Here is a 16,284-nt window from a genome sequence, read left to right on the forward strand (position 1 = left end):
CGTGCAACCCGGACAGAATCCGGCTATCAAGGGCAATGCCCCGACGCACCGGCAGCGCCGATCTTCCTCTCCACACCGGACGGGTTCCGCCGTGGCTCGCAAGCCGCATGGCGTCGCTGGGCGCGATCGTCACGCAGGCGATCGTCCACCACTACGGCCGTGACGAGTTCATGCAGCGGCTGTCGCATCCCTTCTGGTTCCAGTCGTTCGGCGCCGTGATGGGGATGGACTGGCACTCTTCCGGCATCACCACCTCCGTGATCGGCGCACTGAAGCGCGGGCTTGCCCCGCTCCAGAACGAGCTCGGCATCTATGTCTGCGGCGGGCGTGGGCAGCATTCGCGCAAGACGCCGGATGAGCTCCTGACGCTCGGCGACCGCGTCGGCTTCGATGGCGCGAGGCTGACGCGAGCGAGCCGCCTCGTTGCGAAGGTCGACAGCGCTGCGGTCCAGGACGGCTTTGACCTCTATCTGCATGGCTTCTTTGTCACCGCCGACGGCAAATGGACGGTGGTGCAGCAGGGCATGAACGGCGAGAAGCGGCAAGCGCGCCGTTATCATTGGCACTCCGAGGCGCTGAAGAGCTTTGTCGATGCACCGCATAGTGCGATCGACGGCCCCGTGCAAGGCGAGATCGTCAATCTCACCGACCACCGCGCCGACGTCTCGCGCTCGGCGCAGCTCGAGCTGCTCTTCGATCTCGGCCCCGATCGCATCGTGTCCGAATTCGAACGCCTGAGCGGCGTCGAACCGGCGCAGGCCATGCTGCCGCACCTCATCATGCCCGCGCATCACGACGTAAGGCCGAAGGACGTCTTCGCGCGGCGCCTGCACGGCACATTGGCTGCAGCCGCCGAACGCGGTCCGGTCGATTTTCCGGAGCTGTTGCTGACGCCCGGTGTCGGCGCGCGCACCGTGCGCTCACTCGCGATGGTCGCCGAAGTCGTGCACGGCGCGCCCTATCGCTTCAAGGACCCGGCGCGCTTCTCGCTCGCCCATGGCGGCAAGGACCGCCACCCTTACCCCGTGCCGATCAAGGTTTATGACGAGACCATTCGTGTGCTCAAGGGCGCGATCGAGAATGCAAGGCTCGGGCGCGAGGAGGAAATGCAGGCGATCAAGCGCCTTGACGACCAGGCGCGGCGGCTGGAGCGCACCGCGCGCGGTCCATCGGTCGCAGCCTTCATTGCGGCCGAACGCGCGGCTTCACCGGAGCTCGACGGCCGATCCGTGTTCGGCTGGGAGCGCGATCTCCTCGCTTCGAAGAAGCTGACCGGCTCGTAAGCCGCCTAACCTTCGCCTTCGTCCTTGTCCTCCGCGAGGCGGTTTGCCGAGTGGTCCTGGTACTGCTCGGTCTGGATATATTTTCCGTCCATGCCGCGAATGTCGGAATGCTGCGCCTTGTCGCGGTTCGACAGGATCATGTTGTCGCCGATCTTGTCTTTCGAAACCTCCGTGAAAGCGCCGTTCCCCGCGCCCTTGCCATGCGTACCCGATCCAATATGCGTCTTGCCTCCGTGCGGCATGGATTGCTCCCTTGCTGTCCGCATCAGGGCCAACGCCTGCCCGGCAACGATTGTTTCGTGAACACGGGAAGATCGTCGCGACGCGGTTCCGATACACCGGCAGGGTGATGTCAATTTGCAACCAATTGCTCGACGTCGGCCGAGTGGGATTTGGCCTGGCGGTTCCCGCCGCCGTCGGCCACGACCGGCAGTTTCGCGATGGCGCGGATGCCCGGGCGCTTGCGCCAATGAACTTGCGACGCATCGATGGCGAGACCAAGCCGCGGCCATCGCGTGAACAAGGCCTCAAGCGCACAGGCCGCCTCGATCCGCGCGAGCTGGTGACCGAGACAGAAATGGATTCCGGTGCCAAAAGAGATGTGCCGGTTGGGCTTGCGTTCGAGATCGAGCCGCTCGGGAGCATCATGCACCGAAGGATCCATGTTTGCGGCCGCGAGCATGACCATGACGCGGTCGCCCTTGTTCAGACGCACACCTTCGAGCTCGAGATCCCGCCGCACATAGCGCGGCTTTGAGAATTGCACCGGCGAGACGAAGCGCAGGAACTCCTCGACGGCAAGGCCCGCGCGAGACCAATCCTGTTCCAGCCAATCGCGCAGGCCGGGATTTTTGAGAAGCTCATAAACGGAGCCGCTGATGAGATGCGTGGTGGTTTCCGAGCCCGCGGCCAGCAACAGGAACACCATCGAGACCATCTCGTCCGGCGAAATACGGCCGCCTTCCCGTTCGACCTGCACGAGCTCGGCAATCAGACCCTCGCCGCCCTGCGCACGTGCGATCCGCAATTGCTCTTCGAGATAGGCGCGCATCTTGCGGAACGCGAACAGCAGCCGAAAGAAGCTGACGACGTTCGTCAGCGAGGACATCGCATTGGCCCAGGCAATGAATCGGGGTCGATCGGCCATCGGCAGGCCGAGCAGCTCGGAGATCACCGACAGCGGCAGGATCCGAGCGTAGCGCTGGACGAGATCGGCGGGGCTTCCTGCCGCGAACAGCTCGCCCGCGAGTCCATCGGCGATGGCGCGGATGCGCGGCTCCATCGCGACGATCGCGCGGCGGCGGAAGGCCTCGTCGACGATGCTGCGCAGCCGCGTGTGATCCGGCTCGTCCATCGTCAGCATGTTCTTGGCGATGGTCGTGACGAGTTTCGGCATCCACCACCGCAGGCCTGCAACCTTGCCGTCCTCCTTGCGCAGCGTGAACGTCGCGCTGTCCTTGAGCACTTCCGCCGTGGCATCGTGGGTGGTGGTGACCCAGACGTCGCCGATGAGGGGAAAACGAGTCGCGACCACGGGCCCGGAGGCGCGCAGCGTCGCGATTCCCTTGGGCGGGTCGCGAAAAAAGGCGTCGCTGGTAAAGTCGATGCGCGGTGTCATGGGTCACCGCCCTTGTTGATGGCGCCTCAACCAGATGGTGTGCCCAGTCGCCGGCGCAAGGGCCGGAACGTCGATCAAAAGAAGGCGATCAGCCGCGCCCGGGCGAGCGTGGCCCCGCTTTGCGCTGGTTGGTGTAGGCGTCCCAATGGCTCCAGCTCCCATTGCTGAGGCTTTGCAGGTCGGTCGCGAGCGGGCGGCGCGTGCGCTTCTCGTAGTCGGCAATCGCGCGCTCGGATTGCGCGATCTTGCGCTTGAGTTCCACGATCGCCTTCTGGGTCTGTCCGTTGCGCTTGGATGATGCGACCTCGCCCATCGTGAAGCGCGCCGTCTCGAGCGCCTTCAACTCGGCGCGGTTCTTCTTCACCTGAACTCGGTGCCAGGCGATGTTGCTGTCGTTGTCCGCAACCATTTAGGAACTCCGCTGATTCGGCGTTCCCATAATATCGCCTGCCGAATCGACGCCGCAACGGGCGCCGGGCGGCAAAAATGCGGCTTTATTGCGCGGTGGGCATGATCCGGAAAAGTGTACGGCGGTTTTCCGAGAAGATCATGCCCCAAACAATGAGCCTGTTCAGCGCTCGGCAAAGGCCTTCTCGACCACGAATTGCGCCGGCTCGCCATGATTGCCCTCGACGAAGCCGCGCTCGGTCAGGAGCAGGCGGGTATCAGTGACCAGCGCCGGGCTGCCGCAGATCATGACGCGGTCGTGGGCCGCCTCAATCGGCGGCAGGCCGATGTCGGCAAACAGCTTGCCCGAGGTGATGAGGTCGGTGATGCGGCCGCGGTTGCGGAAGGGATCGCGGGTGACGGTCGGGTAATAGATCAGCTGGTTGCGGATGTAGTCGCCGAGCAACTCGTCATTCGGCAGCGTCTCGGTGATCATCTCGCCATAGGCAAGCTCCTTGACGTGCCGGCAGCCGTGCAGGAGCACCACCTTCTCGAACCGCTCATAGGTTTCGGGATCCTTGATCACGCTCAGGAACGGCGCGAGACCAGTGCCGGTGCCGATCAGGTAGAGATTGCGGCCCGCTTCGAGATTGTCGATCACCAGCGTGCCGGTCGCCTTGCGGCTGACGATGATCTCGTCGCCTTCCTTCAGGTGCTGGAGGCGCGAGGTCAGCGGACCATCCGGTACCTTGATCGAGAAGAACTCCAGCGTGTCCTCGTAATTGGCGCTGGCGACGCTGTAGGCGCGGAGCAGCGGCTTCTCACCGACCTTGAGCCCGATCATCGTGAATTCGCCGTTGCGGAAACGGAAGGTCGGGCTGCGCGTGGTCTTGAAGCTGAACAGCGTGTCGGTCCAGTGGTGGACGCTGAGGACGCTTTCCTGGTTGAAATTGCTCATCTCACCCTTCCCTTGCCGGCGCGCAGGCGATTGTCAGCTATGCGTCATTCGTATACGATCGTTCGTATACAAATGAATAATCCGGCTTGATCCTTTGGTCAAGGCTGCCCAAGATCGCGAGTGTTGCAGTTAGGAATAAGGAGCCTTTCCATGGCGCATGACGCACCCCAGGCCACCGGGCCTTCGAAGCTCGTGATCCGCAATATCGGCCTGATTCTGTCGGGCGCGCTGGAGAAGCCGATCCTGGATGGCGACACCATCGTCGCCGAGAACGGCAAGATCACCGCGATCGGCCGCTTCAAGGACGTCAACACGGAAGGAGCAACCACCATCGTCGACGCCAACGGCACCACGGTCGCGCCGGGGCTGATCGACAGCCACGTCCACCCCGTCGCTGGAGACTGGACGCCGCGCCAGAACCAGATCAACTGGATCGACAGCTACCTCCACGGCGGCGTGACCACCATGATCTCGGCCGGCGAGGTGCACATGCCCGGCCGGCCCCGCGATGTCGTCGGGTTGAAGGCGATGGCCATATTCGCCCAGCGCGCGTTCTGGACGCTGCGTCCGGGCGGCGTAAAGGTTCACGCCGGTGCGCCCGTGATCGAGTGCGAGATGGTCGAGGAGGATTTCAAGGAGATGGCCGCTGCCGGCGTCAAGCTGCTCGGCGAGGTCGGCCTCGGCGGCGTCAAGGACGGCCCCACCGCGCGCAAGATGGTCGGCTGGGCGCGCAAATACGGTATCCAGAGCACGATCCATACCGGCGGCCCGTCGATTCCCGGCTCCGGCCTGATCGACAAGGATGTTGTGCTGGAGGCCGACACCGACGTGGTTGGTCACATCAATGGCGGCCACACCGCCCTGCCCGACGACCAGATCCGCTGTATCTGCGAGGGCTGCAAGCGCGGGCTCGAGCTCGTGCACAACGGCAATGAGCGCTCGGCGCTGTTCACGCTGCGCACCGCGCGCGAGATGGGCGACCTCCACCGCGTCATCCTCGGCACCGACGCGCCGGCCGGCTCCGGCGTGCAGCCGCTCGGCATTTTGCGCATGGTCTCGATGCTGTCTTCGCTCGGCGAGCTGCCGGCCGAGATCGCGTTTTGCCTCGCCACCGGCAACACCGCGCGGATGCGCGAGCTCGATTGCGGCCTCATTGAAGTCGGTCGCTCCGCCGATTTTGTCATCATGGACAAGGCGCAACATTCGCCGGGCAAGAACATCCTGGAGAGCGTTCAGCTCGGCGACCTGCCCGGCATCGGCATGACCATTATCGACGGCATCGTCCGCACCCAGCGCAGCCGCAACACTCCGCCGGCGGGGAAGGTGCCGGAGGTGGTGGCGAAGTGACGCAGCCGGAGCGGCGCGCCGCTCCGCATCGTCCCTCGACAGCATTGAACAAGTCGCGGGCCTGCTGCGTCTAACGCAGGCAGCCCCTGGTGGCGGCAGTTCAATGCTGGACCATCGAGGGAGACATGAAGAGTTCGCTGCGGATTGCCGCCGGCGTCGCTGGTGCGGTGGCTGGATTCATCGGCACGATCGGGCTGCTCGAGCTTACTGGCTTCGGCAATCGCGCAGACCCGATCACGACGGGCCTGCTTGCGGTGTTCGTCATCGCGCCTGCCGGTGCGATTGCAGGCCTGGTGCTCGCGACCAAGCTGACGACACACAAGGACGCCAACGCTGGCATCCTCACCCGCAACAGCCTGAAGTCGCTCGGTGTCGTCGCCCTCCTCTGCGTCGGCGCCAGCGCCATTTACCTGGCCGTCGCGTACATGACCGCCACGCCCTGGCTCAATCGGAACGGCGCCACCCCCTTGCTCGTGTTCGAGGTTCGTTTGCCAGCCGGCGTCATGGTGCCGACCTCAGCTCAAGGCATTGCCATCGAACTGCAGACCGACCTCAACACCATGCCGGGCGAAGTGACACCGGCCGCCTTCTATCGCGATGGCGACCAGCCTGTCATCGCAGGCGAAGTCGAGCTCGCGTTTCAAACCTCGCACCGGCAGCTCGCCGTCACCATCGCGGGACAACCGAGCCGGGTCTATCCGATCGAACTATCTGCCTGGGCGCCGCACACGCCGGAGTTCGGAACGTGGCAGCGGCTCAGCGACGGCAGCGAAATCCGCTACCGCGCCAAATGGCCGGGGAAGACGTAATGCGCTGAAGATCAGCGAGACTTGGGTATCTCACAGCGCACATAGGTCTGGCGCTTGGCCTGTCCAACCGGGCCATTGTCCATCACCAGCCTGCCATCCGCAGCGATGGAGACGCGCGGATTGGAGCGAAACTTCTCGCCCTCACCTTCGCAGGCGAGCCGCATCTTCCAGCTGAGCTTTCCGTCGGCGGTGATCGCGCTGGCGCGGCACCGCGTCTCGTACCAAAAGAGGCGATTGCCGCCTTCGATGCTCATGCGGTTGACGCTGTCCTCGTCGCGGCAGTCCATTTTGGTCGACGCCCAGAACCCTTCGTAAGGCTGCGCGGCCCAGGCAGGAGCGCACCCGCCCGCCAGCGCCGTAGCAAGGCTCAAAACCATCGCAAACCGCGTCGCCGCTTTCATGCCGGAAACCTCGACAAAACCATCATCGAGGTTAGTCGCGCCTCACCGCAGCTTGTTCAATAACGCCATCAGCATCTCGCGCTCCTTTGCATCGACGCGAGTGCTTCCCGGGTGACCGCGAGCGCATCGGGCGCGACCTTGTCCGCTGTTGCTGACCGGCGCACGTCAGGCTCACCAGCAGCCGCCGCTCTCTCGTATTCAAGGCTTGAATTTCATTCGCTTGACGTGTTTGGTGTTCTTTGACACAACTTGTACTTGTCGACTCTACCCTCTCGTTCTTTCCAAGGCACCTCGCCTCGCGCTGACCTCAGAAAGGAAACTCTCCTGAGTGAGCACGTCGCTGGCAATCGTGATCACGCCGCCGCCCCCTGGCCCGTGATAGGCGGATGCATTGCGCGGACGCTCGGCGCAATGACAGTCTCTTTCATTGTCGCGTTCTTCATCGTTGGCCTTCTCCTGGGCGCAAGCCACTTGATCGTCGGAAAAGAAGTTGTCTTTGCACACTTTGCCGTATTCTTGATCAGCGCTGCCACCAGCGCGGTGCTCCTCTATTTCGACAGGAGATCACTGAAGCATCGGGTTAGCCGACTGCTTCCAGAACTGGCGGCCGGGGTGAGGAGCAATGGCGCAGTCGCGCTGGTCGCACTCTGCATCCCCCTGGGAGTATTCGGCACATTTTATTGGGGACTGACGGGGCCTAAGACGATCACAAACGGCGTCGCCATCAAGAGCGCGCTCGCAAATGCGCCTCTCTTCCTCTGGATCGGCAAGGCAGCGACCATAGTCTTGTTAGTTCCTTTCGCCGAAGAAATGTTCTACCGAGGTTATGTCTGGGATCGCCTCTCGACGGCGATGACGCCGGTCCTTGTCGGCGCTATCTCCGCAGCCCTTTTCCTCGCCGCACACGTCCTGAATGGGATAGCCTATCCGCTCTACGTGCTTCCTATTACGGCTATTCTCACCGCCATCCGCCTACAAGGCGTGGGTTTGAGTATGTGCCTGCTCGCCCATGTCCTCTACAATGCGGTCAACGTGTTAGGCACCTTTGTCCAGGTTCACGACGGCGTTTTCCGTGCGCTCATCGCAGGCTCCTCACAATAGGACACGTCGAACCGACTGGCAGGCGAATTCTGGGGAAACGATTCCTCCGGGCGGCGTCCGCAAACCAGTTCTGGAACTCCGATTCACATTCGTTGTCCGCCCCAGAACGACAATCACCTTAGCTTATCTAGGAGCGCCATCAGCATCTCGCGCTCCCTGGCGTCGAGCGGTGCCAGCGTCTCGCGGGTGATCGCGAGCGCATTCGGCGCGACCTTCTCCGCAAGCTGCTGACCGGCGCGCGTCAGGCTCACGAGCAGCCGCCGTCCATCCTCCGGATCCTGACTTGTCTCCGTCAGCCCGCGGGCGCTGAGCCGGTCGATCACGCCCTTGATGGTCGCAACATCCATCGCGGTGAGCCGTCCGAGCTGGTTTTGCGAGCAAGGCCCGGTCTCGGCGAGCTTCGACAGCGCCGCCCATTGCGTCGGCGTGAGGTTGGTGCCGATATCACGGGCAAAGATCGCCGTGTGGCGTTGCCAGACCTGGCGCAGGATGAAGCCGATCTGCTCGTCGAGCACATAAGGCGGCTTAGCCTGTCTGACGCTCTTCTTGGCTGCGACGCCCCTCGCCATTCCCGCTCCGCCCCCTTCACAATGACAGATGCGCGTCGCGGATATCCGGGCGCGCATCGAGCTCAGCCATCGTACCACCGAAACAGATTCGGCCGCGCTCGATGATATAGGCGCGATCGGAGATCAGCTTTGCAAAATGCAAATTCTGCTCGGAAACGACGATGCTGACGCCTTCCTTCTTCATGGTCAGGATCGCATCGACCATCTGCTCGACGATCTTGGGCGACAGCCCCTCCGACGGCTCGTCCAAGAGCACCAGCGATGGATTGCCCATCAGCGTGCGGGCAATGGTCAGCATCTGCTGCTCGCCGCCGCTCATGCGGCCACCCGGCCGGTTGCGCATCTCGTTCAGGTTCGGGAATAGCGTGAACAGCTTTTCGCGCGTCCAGTATGGCGCGTTCGGCCGCTTCGGCTGGCGGCCGACCTCGAGATTCTCCTCGACCGTGAGGTCGGTGAAGATGCGGCGCTCCTCCGGCACGTAACCGAGCCCGCCGCGCACGATCTCATGCGTCGGCCGGGCCGAGACGTCCCTGCCCTCGAACATGATGCGGCCCGAGCGCTGCGCCACCAGACTGACGATGGAGCGGAAGGTCGTCGATTTGCCGGCACCATTGCGTCCGAGCAAGGCGACCACCTCACCGTCACCGACCTCGAGGGCGACGTCGAACAGGATATGGGCCGGACCGTAATGGCTGTTGAGCCCCTCGACCGTGAGCTTCATGTTGAGGCCCCCTCGCGATGGCGGGCGTCGTAGACGAGGCCCTCGCCGAGATAGACTGCCTGCACCTGCGGATTGCCCCGCACCTCCGTCGGTGCCCCCTCGGCGATCAGGGTGCCGCGGTTGAGCACGATGATGCGATCGGCATGCTCGAACACGACGTCCATGTCGTGCTCGGTGAAGAGCACGCCGATGGATTTCTCCCGCGCGATGCGCGCGGTGAGCCGCATCAGGTCGATGCGCTCGCGCGGCGCCATGCCGGCGGTCGGCTCGTCCATCAGCAGGAGCTTTGGCTCGTTGGCAAGCGCAACCGCAAGTTCGAGCCGCTTGAGGTCGCCATAGGCGAGCTCGCCGCAGGGACGATCCGCATAGCCCCCCATGCCGACCAATTCCAACAAGCGCACGGCCTCGTCCCGGTCGAACCGCGGCGCCGAGCCCCAGAGATTGAACAGGTGCTTTTGATGCGAGATCAACGCGACCTGCACGTTCTCGCGCACCGTCATGGTCGCGAATGTCGCGGTGATCTGGAAGGTGCGGCCAACCCCGAGGCGCCAGACCTCGCGCGGCTTCTTGCCCGTCGTATCCTCGCCGAGCAGACAAATGCGCCCGGCGTCCGGTCTGTTCTGGCCATTGAGCATGTCGAAGCAGGTGCTCTTGCCCGCGCCGTTCGGCCCGATCAGCGCCAAGATCTCGCCGGCGCGCAGCTCGAATGAGACGCCGCGCACGGCGTGGATGCCGCCATAGGATTTGGTCAGGCCTTCGACCGCGAGAAGTGTGGGGGCGACGCTCATTCGGCGGACCCGATCGGTTTGGCGAGCAATGTCGAGCCCGGCGGCGAGGATCCCTTGCGCCGCTGCGCAAGCATTTCCAGCATGCCGACGATCCCCTTCGGGAAGACGACCACGATCAGCACGATGAAGGCGCCGAGCACGAGCTTTGACAGGTCGGTCTGGCTGACGAGCCAGATGTTGAGCGCCTTGTAGACGATCGCGCCGATCACCGCGCCCGACACCGTCTCGACGCCGCCGAGCAGCACCATCACGAGCGCATCGACCGAGAGCGAGATACCGAGATTGTCGGGGAAGACGCTGCCCTTGAGGTAGGCGAACAGCGCGCCGCCGATGCCGGCCGTCGTTCCCGCGATGACGAACGCCGTCCACTGCATGCGCTTGACATTGATGCCGATCGCCTCGCTGCGCAGTGCGGAGTCCCGCGTGGCGCGCAACGCGTAACCGAATGGCGAGAATACCGCGATGCGCAGCGCGATCGTCACGAGCGCGGCGACGCCGAGCGCCAGCCAGTAGAAATGCGATGGGCTCGCCGCCCAGCTCGACGGCCAGACGCCCAGAATGCCGTTGTCGCCGCCGGTGACACTGACCCACTGGAACGCGATCGACCACACGATCTGCGCAAAGGCGAGCGTCAGCATTGCGAAGTAGACGCCCGAGAGCTGCACGGCGAAGAAGCCGAACACGGCGGCGCCGAGGCAGCCGAGCAGCGGCCCCACCAGCAGGCAGACGATCATCGGCAGTCCCGCCATCTTGGCGAGAAACGCGACGCCGTAGGCGCCGAGGCCGAAATACGCCGCGTGGCCGAAGGATGCGAGGCCGCCGACCGCCATCAGGAAATGCAGGCTGACGGCGAAGATGACGAAGATCGCGATCTCCGAGCCGACTGTCAGCGCGTAGTTACCGGCGAACAGCGGCAACGCTGCTGCGACGACGAGTGCGGCAAGCGCAGCCAACCGTTCGTTCGACGTCAGCGGACGCCAGGGATTGACGGTAAGGCCCGGCGTGCGGCGCGCGGGCGCCTCGGGCCTGCCGAACAGGCCCCAGGGACGCACGATCAGCACCACCGCCATCACCAGGAAGACCAGGATGATGGAAATCTTCGGAAAAATCAGGATGCCGAAGGCATTGAGCTCGGAGACCAGCACCGCCGCGACGAAGGCGCCCACGATACTGCCGAGACCGCCGATCACGACGACGACGAAGACCTCGACGATGATGCGCAGGTCCATGGCGTGATGCACGGCATCGCGCGGGATTTGCAGCGCGCCGCCGAGCGCCGCGAGGAAGACGCCAACCGCGAAAACTGACGTGAACAGCCATTTCTGATTGACGCCCAGCGCCGCCACCATGTCGCGGTCCTGCGTCGCCGCGCGCACCAGCACGCCCCACCGGGTGCGCTGGAACAGCAGCCAGAGGATGCCGAGCACCACGGGTCCGAGCACGATCAGGAACAGGTCGTAGCTCGGGATGTTCTGGCCGAAGAAATCGACCGCGCCCTTGAAGCCCGGCGCGCGACGGCCAACAAGGTCATCAGGACCCCAGATCAGGACCACAAGGTCCTGGACCATCAGGGTCAAGCCGAATGTTGCGAGCAACTGGAAGAGCTCGGGAACGTGATAGATGCGTCGGAGCAGCACCATCTCGACGAGGACGCCGATCAACGCCACCGCGAGCGCGGCGACAACGATCCCGCCCCAGAACCCGAATGCCCCGGAAAAGCGGTCCGTGAGCGTGAAAGCGATGTAGGCGCCGATCATGTAGAAGGCGCCGTGCGCAAAGTTCACGATCCGCGTCACGCCAAAGATGATCGACAGGCCCGAGGCCACCAGGAACAGCGACGCTGCGCTGGCGAGTCCGGTCAGAAACTGTACGACGTAAAAGGCCATCGGCGGTCCGGGTTGGGTTTCTGTGCGCTCCCCGCGCGGGGAGCGATAACTTCGTAGGGTGGGTTAGCGAAGCGTAACCCACCACTTCTTTCGCCGCGGGACAGACCGTGGTGGGTTACGCCTTCGGCTAACCCACCCTACGACAGCGGAGAAACTCAATCCTTCGGACGGAGCTTCTCGACCTCGGCGTCACTCGGCAGATAATCCGCACCCTTCTTGTAGGACGAGTCGACCATCACGCCCTTGCCGTCCTTCAGCGCGGTCTTGCCGACGAAGGCCCCGAGCGTCGACTGGTGATCGATCTTGCGGAAGGTGATCTCGCCAAAGGGCGAGCCTACCGAGAGGCCCTCGGCCGCCGCGATCAGCTTTTCTGGATCAGTCGAGCCGGCCTTTGCCAGGATCGCGGCCGCCGACTTGATGGTCTGGTAGCCGACGATCGAGCCGAGGCGCGGATAGTCGTTGTACTTGGCCTGATAGGCCTTCAGGAACGCGTCGTGCTCGGGCGTCTTGATCGAGTACCAGGGATAGCCCGTCACGATCCAGCCCTCGGGCGTCTCGTCCTTGAGCGGATCGAGATATTCCGGCTCACCGGTCAGGAAGGAGACGACCTCGCGTCCTTTGAACAGGCCGCGGGTATTGCCTTCGCGCACGAGCTTCACGAGATCGGCGCCGAAGGTGACATTGAGGATCGCTTCCGGATTGGCTTGGGCGACTGCCTGCACCACCGGGCCGGCATCGATCTTGCCCTGCGGCGGCCACTGCTCGTCGACCCACTGGATGTCGGGACGCTTCTCCGACATCAGCTTCTTGAACACGGCGACCGCCGACTGGCCGTATTCGTAGTTCGGTGCGATCGTCGCCCAGCGTTTTGCCGGGAGCTTTGCCGCGGCCTCAACCAGCATCGCGGCCTGCATGTAGTTCGAGGGACGCAGCCGGAACGTGTACTTGTTGCCCTTCGACCAGGTGACGGCATCCGTCAGCGGCTCGGCCGCGAGGAAAAATACCTTCTTCTGGTTGGCGAAGTCGCTCACGGCAAGGCCGATGTTCGACAGGAACGTGCCCGCGAGCATCGCCACGCCTTCGCTCGATACGAGCTCGTTTGCCGCGGTCTGCGCGTCGGCGGGCTTGCCGCCGTCGTCCTTGGAGATCACGACGAGCTTCTTGCCGTTGATGCCGCCGGCCGCGTTGATCTCCTCGACGGCAAGCTGCCAGCCCTTGCGGTAGGGCTCGGTAAACGCCGGCAGCAGCGAGTAGCTGTTGATCTCGCCGATCTTGATCTCCTGCGCCTTCACCGAGCTGGCCATACCACCGGCCAACAGCGCGAATGCCGCGCCCACAAAATACTTCGTTGCTCGCATCCCAACCTCCAGTGTTTTAAGACTCTATTTCTTGAGCATGATCTTATCGGAAAACCGGTTCCCACTTTTCCGGATCATGCTCTAACGCAGCCCGTCTTCGCCCTTGATTTCGGCAACCGTCAACCCGCCGATCCGCGGCAGCGGACGGCCGCTGTCGGTGACGGCCACCGCGACCATGATCTCGTTGCCCCGCGGCGCGTCGTTGATCTGCACTTCCATGCCGTCGAAATGGCTGCGCACGAAGGCCGCGTCCTTGTGGCCCAAGGGAATGTCGAGCGTTGTGCCGGGACCGCTGCGCTTCTTCGACGACGGGATCAGCGCCGCGCCCTTGCTCAGGACCTTGCGCACCGGCGCGCCCATCTTCGGATGCAGGATCGCGGCCGCATGCTCCAGCTCGCCGTTCTCGCCGACGGCGGCGGCCTTGCCGTAGCTCTGCACCTTCGAGCCTTCGATGCCGAGCGCCGCCACCGCGCGCTTCGACAAGAGGTCGCCGAGCTCCTCGCCGATCGCGATCAGCGGCGACAAGTCCTCGACGTATTTTCCGGCGAAGGGATTCTCGATCACGGCGATCGCCGCGGCGCGTCGGGTCGGCGGCGACACCGACCTCCCCATCTCCATCTGCGTCTCTTCGACGACCGTGACGATCTTGCGGATGATCGCGCTCATGTCGGTTTCCCTAGATTCGTTTCCTGATCAGGCATGGACCGCGTTCTCCAGTGCAGGCGGGCGCGATCGTCGCCGTTCAATATCCTTAGGTCCGATGACAAGCATATCACCACATAGCCTGAGCACGGCACCCTCGATCAGTCCGCGATCGAACAATTGCCGTGCACATTCTGCGCCAAATTCCAGCGCATCACGAACTTCTGTCTGCGACAATGCGCCGACCTCGCGGGTGACGAGACGCGCGCCGAGATCACTGTCGGGCTGAATCTCGTTCGCCGGACAGCGCTTGACCGCCGGATGGTTGGGCAGATCGACCGCATTGGCGATGACGGTCGCTGCCGCATCGGCTTGCGAGGCCGTCGTTGCCAGCACCGTCACTGCATCCGCGATACCGAGCGAGAAACTGCGGCCATGGCGCCCGCTGGTCGCGATGCCGCGGACCGGATCGTCGGCCTCGATCGTCATCGCCCGCATCACGCCGTCGCGGTCGGGTCGATCCATAAGGCCAACGGTGAAGCGCTCGCCCTCACCCAGATGAAGCGCAATGTCGCCGCCATTGTTGACATAGGCCTGCTCGAGATGCGCTGCACCGAGCATCGCACCCAAAATCTCCTCCGATACGCTGCCCGCGACCGCGGCCATCGGCGTGATGAAGCAATCGCCGGCATAGGGAGCAACGGCGCCGTGCATGCGCCGCGCGACGACGCCTTTCAGGGAACACTGCGCCGGCTGCGCCGCCTTGCGCAATTCCGTCAGCTCGTCGCAGAGCTCGTCGAGCAGGCCGGTGAAGCGCCGTGCCGCCGCCTCATAGGCCGCGCGAACCGGATGCTCGGCTCCCCTCGCCTCGACGATCAGATCAATCGGACCATCCTGCAAATGCAGCCGCCGGCCATCAGACAGCAATGCGATTTGCGGGAGCCTCCTCATGCGCGCCGCCCCGGGATCGGGTTCTGCCACGGCACCTGGCGGATATCATCGCTCTCCTGGACCTCGGATAGCGGACGCACATGGTCCATGTGGCCCCCGAGCGCGGCATAGTCGGATAGCCTCATCGTGAACTCGATCGGCGCGACAAGAGCCGGGGTCGGCACATAGCCGAACGCACCGGCCGGCATCTGCGTGACATCAACCATGTAGGTGATGCCGCCGCCGGGCCAGACATAAACCGGCGCACCGCCGCTGGTGACGCGTGTCAGCGCATCCTTCACCGAGCGCGTCAGCCGCACCGGATTGTCAGTGACGCCGGCACGCAAGGAACCGCCGGCCCCCGCCATGAACAGCACGGTGCACAAGGCCGGCTCGCAATTTTCCTGAATGCGCTCGACCGAGAATCGCAAATCCGCCGGCATCTCGGTCTCGACCGGCTTCAAGGCATCGTCGAGCACATAGTAGGACGCGTGCTCGCCGGTCGTGGAGACCATCAGCATGGTCAGGCCGGGTTTCGCTTCCTTGGCGTCGAAGGGACCAAGGATCGACAGCGGATCGGAGATGTTGGTGCCGCCCCAGCCCGTGCCGGGATCGGCGACCTGAAAATAGCGGCCGGGCGTCGAGCGCCGGCCCTTCATCTTGATGCCGGTGTCGGCGATGTCGAGCAGCTTGCCGGCCTGGTGCTCGCTGAGCACACCGGTGATGTGGTCATCGACCACGACGACCTCATCGACCTTGCCGTGCCACTGCTTTGCGAACATGCCGATCGTCGCCGAGCCGCAGCCGACCCGCATGCGCTCTTCCTTCACGCCGTTGACAATCGGCGGCTCTCCCGCCTGCACCACCACCGTCGCGCCGCCGTCGATCGTGAACTCGACCGGCTTGCAGTTGGAGAGGTCCATCAGCGTGTCGCAGGTGACGCGGCCTTCCTTCTTGGAGCCGCCGGTCAAATGATGCACGCCGCCGAGCGACAGCATCTGCGACCCATATTCGCTGGTCGTGACGTGGCCGACCGCCTCGCCCTGCGCCCGCACGACCGCGCTTTCCGGGCCGAGATAGCGGTCGGTATCGATCTTCACCTTGACGCCGCAATAGGAGAAGATGCCCTCAGTCACGACGGTGACCATATCGACGCCATCGACTTCCGATGACACGATGAACGGCGCCGGCTTGTAGTCGGGATAGGTCGTGCCCGCGCCGATCGCAGTGACGAAGGTCGAGGGTTCATGGACGATCTTGCCGTCCCAATCCTCTGACCGGCTGAACGGCACCAGCTTGCCGCCATGCGACACCGTGCGCTCGAGGATAATATGCGGATCGACGCGGACGAGCTTGCCGTCGTGATTGGCGTAGCGGTCGCAGGCGCCCGCCGCGCCGGGCTTGATGTAGCACATCACCGGACAGGCATCGCAGCGGATCTTGTCGGAGGCAGCGCTCGTCGCTTCAGTCACCATGTCAAAGCCAG

General features: G+C 64.1%; 17 protein-coding genes. 4 read left to right on the forward strand and 13 right to left on the reverse strand.

Annotation, left to right across the window (positions count from 1 at the left end; genetic code table 11):
* Nucleotides 1-35: 35 nt before the first annotated feature.
* On the forward strand, nucleotides 36-1,283 hold the full coding sequence (locus NLN62_RS43915; protein WP_027523696.1) for a DUF763 domain-containing protein: 1,248 nt from the start codon (nucleotides 36-38) through the stop codon (nucleotides 1,281-1,283).
* Nucleotides 1,284-1,288: 5 nt separating this feature from the next.
* Here the strand turns inward: NLN62_RS43915 and NLN62_RS43920 are convergent, their stop codons facing one another.
* The 4 genes from NLN62_RS43920 to NLN62_RS43935 form a co-directional block, all read right to left on the reverse strand.
* Nucleotides 1,289-1,525, reverse strand: coding sequence for a hypothetical protein (locus tag NLN62_RS43920; protein WP_027523695.1), 237 nt, complete (start codon nucleotides 1,523-1,525; stop codon nucleotides 1,289-1,291).
* Nucleotides 1,526-1,635: 110 nt separating this feature from the next.
* Nucleotides 1,636-2,901, reverse strand: a complete 1,266-nt coding sequence (locus NLN62_RS43925; RefSeq protein WP_254112870.1) for a cytochrome P450 — start codon at nucleotides 2,899-2,901, stop codon at nucleotides 1,636-1,638.
* A gap of 88 nt (nucleotides 2,902-2,989) precedes the next feature.
* Nucleotides 2,990-3,310 (reverse strand): hypothetical protein, encoded by a 321-nt coding sequence (locus tag NLN62_RS43930; protein WP_254112871.1) that lies wholly within the window; start codon nucleotides 3,308-3,310, stop codon nucleotides 2,990-2,992.
* Nucleotides 3,311-3,472: 162 nt separating this feature from the next.
* Nucleotides 3,473-4,246, reverse strand: coding sequence for a ferredoxin--NADP reductase (locus NLN62_RS43935; protein WP_254112874.1), 774 nt, complete (start codon nucleotides 4,244-4,246; stop codon nucleotides 3,473-3,475).
* Between the two features lie 150 nt (nucleotides 4,247-4,396).
* Between NLN62_RS43935 and NLN62_RS43940 the strand changes: the two genes are divergently transcribed.
* Complete coding sequence (locus tag NLN62_RS43940) at nucleotides 4,397-5,593, forward strand: amidohydrolase family protein (protein ID WP_027523691.1); 1,197 nt, start codon at nucleotides 4,397-4,399, stop codon at nucleotides 5,591-5,593.
* A 125-nt stretch (nucleotides 5,594-5,718) separates the two neighbouring features.
* On the forward strand, nucleotides 5,719-6,402 hold the full coding sequence (locus NLN62_RS43945; RefSeq protein ID WP_027523690.1) for a hypothetical protein: 684 nt from the start codon (nucleotides 5,719-5,721) through the stop codon (nucleotides 6,400-6,402).
* 11 nt (nucleotides 6,403-6,413) lie between these two features.
* On the opposite strand, the gene NLN62_RS43950 is transcribed toward NLN62_RS43945, so the two are convergent.
* Nucleotides 6,414-6,803: a hypothetical protein gene (locus tag NLN62_RS43950; RefSeq protein WP_254112876.1), complete on the reverse strand. Its 390-nt coding sequence runs from the start codon at nucleotides 6,801-6,803 to the stop codon at nucleotides 6,414-6,416.
* A 411-nt stretch (nucleotides 6,804-7,214) separates the two neighbouring features.
* On the opposite strand from NLN62_RS43950, the gene NLN62_RS43955 reads away from it, so the two are divergent.
* Nucleotides 7,215-7,904, forward strand: a complete 690-nt coding sequence (locus NLN62_RS43955) for a CPBP family intramembrane glutamic endopeptidase (protein WP_254112878.1) — start codon at nucleotides 7,215-7,217, stop codon at nucleotides 7,902-7,904.
* 113 nt (nucleotides 7,905-8,017) lie between these two features.
* Here the strand turns inward: NLN62_RS43955 and NLN62_RS43960 are convergent, their stop codons facing one another.
* The 8 genes from NLN62_RS43960 to NLN62_RS43995 form a co-directional block, all read right to left on the reverse strand.
* Nucleotides 8,018-8,473, reverse strand: a complete 456-nt coding sequence (locus NLN62_RS43960; protein WP_254112880.1) for a MarR family winged helix-turn-helix transcriptional regulator — start codon at nucleotides 8,471-8,473, stop codon at nucleotides 8,018-8,020.
* Between the two features lie 16 nt (nucleotides 8,474-8,489).
* Nucleotides 8,490-9,194: an ABC transporter ATP-binding protein gene (locus NLN62_RS43965; protein ID WP_027523687.1), complete on the reverse strand. Its 705-nt coding sequence runs from the start codon at nucleotides 9,192-9,194 to the stop codon at nucleotides 8,490-8,492.
* Nucleotides 9,191-9,982 carry an ABC transporter ATP-binding protein gene (locus NLN62_RS43970; RefSeq protein ID WP_254112881.1) on the reverse strand — a complete coding sequence of 264 codons (792 nt, stop codon included), beginning with the start codon at nucleotides 9,980-9,982 and terminating at the stop codon, nucleotides 9,191-9,193. Before NLN62_RS43970 ends, NLN62_RS43965 begins: the two co-directional genes overlap by 4 nt.
* Entirely contained in the window at nucleotides 9,979-11,868 is a 1,890-nt protein-coding gene (locus NLN62_RS43975) for an ABC transporter permease (protein WP_254112882.1), read from the reverse strand. The genes NLN62_RS43970 and NLN62_RS43975 overlap by 4 nt, the downstream gene beginning before the upstream one ends.
* Nucleotides 11,869-12,023: 155 nt before the next feature.
* Entirely contained in the window at nucleotides 12,024-13,226 is a 1,203-nt protein-coding gene (locus NLN62_RS43980) for an ABC transporter substrate-binding protein (RefSeq protein WP_027523684.1), read from the reverse strand.
* 81 nt (nucleotides 13,227-13,307) lie between these two features.
* Complete coding sequence (locus NLN62_RS43985; protein ID WP_254112884.1) at nucleotides 13,308-13,892, reverse strand: amino acid synthesis family protein; 585 nt, start codon at nucleotides 13,890-13,892, stop codon at nucleotides 13,308-13,310.
* A gap of 27 nt (nucleotides 13,893-13,919) precedes the next feature.
* Nucleotides 13,920-14,819 carry a UPF0280 family protein gene (locus NLN62_RS43990; protein ID WP_254112886.1) on the reverse strand — a complete coding sequence of 300 codons (900 nt, stop codon included), beginning with the start codon at nucleotides 14,817-14,819 and terminating at the stop codon, nucleotides 13,920-13,922.
* Complete coding sequence (locus NLN62_RS43995) at nucleotides 14,816-16,273, reverse strand: hypothetical protein (protein WP_027523681.1); 1,458 nt, start codon at nucleotides 16,271-16,273, stop codon at nucleotides 14,816-14,818. The genes NLN62_RS43990 and NLN62_RS43995 overlap by 4 nt, the downstream gene beginning before the upstream one ends.
* Nucleotides 16,274-16,284 lie beyond the last annotated feature (11 nt).

The organism is Bradyrhizobium sp. CCGUVB23, from assembly GCF_024199885.1.
Lineage (GTDB): Bacteria > Pseudomonadota > Alphaproteobacteria > Rhizobiales > Xanthobacteraceae > Bradyrhizobium.